We start from the raw sequence: 1,677 nt of genomic DNA, 5'->3' as shown, positions 1-1,677 counted from the left end.
AGTTTTTCGTGGGGGCAGGGTGTGGGGTGTGGGGTGTGGGGTGTGGGGTTTTACCCATTGTCAGGTGGTCAATTACCTAATTTTCAGGGAAAAAGTCCAGGGATTTTCCCCCCAATCACTCCAATGGTAGGCACTTTTTCAGGGAAAAAAAGTCTAAAAGCCTTATCCAACAAGGTTTTTAGATTTATTCAGCAAACCCTAAATAGCTGAAAATTTGTCAAAACGTCGTGCTTTGCTTACCTCATAAGCGATTAAAGGTAACAAAACAAAGAATTAGATTCGGAGAATGAATCAGATATAGGGAAGTGGGGAAGTGGGGAGAAACTCTTTTCAGTGATCTGTTGACAATTTTTCAGTGATATATTGACAAATAGGCAATTCTGCGTTGACAAAGGAAAAATTTGCTGTTACCATTGCGATAATTATTCACACATCCACTTTACCTCTGTGGGAGTCTATACAGATGACAAAATTACTCAGATTTACCATTCCTAGCGCTGCTGCTCTGGCCGTCGCCACTGCCTTAGGCCTCGCCACTGCCCCGGCCCAGGCGGCTGCTGTGGTAACCTATAACGGCTGTACAAGTACCTCATTCTGTACACTCACCGAGCTCCTTGCCGGTGGTTCCATCGAAGTTGATGAGGACGGAAATGGCACAATTGAGAAAACCTTCGGCAATTGGATGGATTACGAGTTTACGAAAAGTCCTATCGCTAATCCTGTGACCGATCCCCTAGCCAACATTCGAGTGAGTGCAACCGGCACTTACATTCCTGGTGTCTCTGGTAGTGCTACTCTCAATTACACTATTGTTGGTGGCCTAAACATTGCTCCGCCGAGCGGGAGTGCCAACTGGATAGCTGGTTTCTCCTTCGAATTCGACGTCACATCCGCTGGATATGTCCCAATGACTGGCCAGATAGATGCCATAACAGGTGCTTCAGTTACAGGACCCGCTACGGGAGTACCGAGTAATGTGACCTTCAATGGTGCAGGGATTAGCGGCAATACAAACGCTACCCCCAGCATGCCTGCGATTGACCCTATCTCGTTCGCACCAACAAACACGCTTGCGGTCATGAACAACCTGAGTTTGTTAGCTCGCCGGACTACTACAGTGCCTGGAACCGCCAGCGTTACGAGTTTCTCACAAACCTTCACCCAGGTGGTTATTCCCGAACCGGGTACTGTTGCTGGACTGCTGGTTGCTGGTGGCTTAGGTCTGGCGATGAAACGCCGACAAAAGGATAGCTAACCGAGCTTAACGTCAAGATAACTATGAGGAGAGGCATCGTAGCTGCTTGCATTGAAACTCCGTCCTTTGGGGGCGGTTTTTAATTAGGGTATGCTGAACGAACCCGCGTCAGTGCTGCTTGCATTGAAACTCCGTCCTTTGGGGGCGGTTTTTAATTAGGGTATGCTGAACGAACCCGCGTCAGTCCCCACAGGAGAAACTTTTTCAGCCAACCCTAATTGGGGTTGGCTGAAAAAGTAGGGGCGAAACATTCCGATAGGAAATCTACGGTTTCAGCGATAGGTTAGCCATTGATAGTTAGTCAAGTTTTTAATTTCATCGGAAATTTTGGGTCTGAAACCCCGCCGTTCTAGGTTGGCTTTACGTTAGAATTAAAAGGCCAGTCTCGAAAACCAAGTGGACGGCGCAGCACCTTGAAAACT

General features: G+C 47.7%; 1 protein-coding gene. It reads left to right on the top strand.

Translation table 11 applies throughout. The features are described 5' to 3' along the window. The first annotated feature begins 385 nt into the window (after positions 1-385). Complete coding sequence (locus PX482_RS23790; protein ID WP_288094262.1) at positions 386-1,255, top strand: PEP-CTERM sorting domain-containing protein; 870 nt, start codon at positions 386-388, stop codon at positions 1,253-1,255. Positions 1,256-1,677 lie beyond the last annotated feature (422 nt).

This window comes from Microcystis sp. M53602_WE12, from assembly GCF_030065455.1.
Lineage (GTDB): Bacteria > Cyanobacteriota > Cyanobacteriia > Cyanobacteriales > Microcystaceae > Microcystis > Microcystis aeruginosa.
This window is presented reverse-complemented; position numbering and strand designations above follow the sequence as displayed.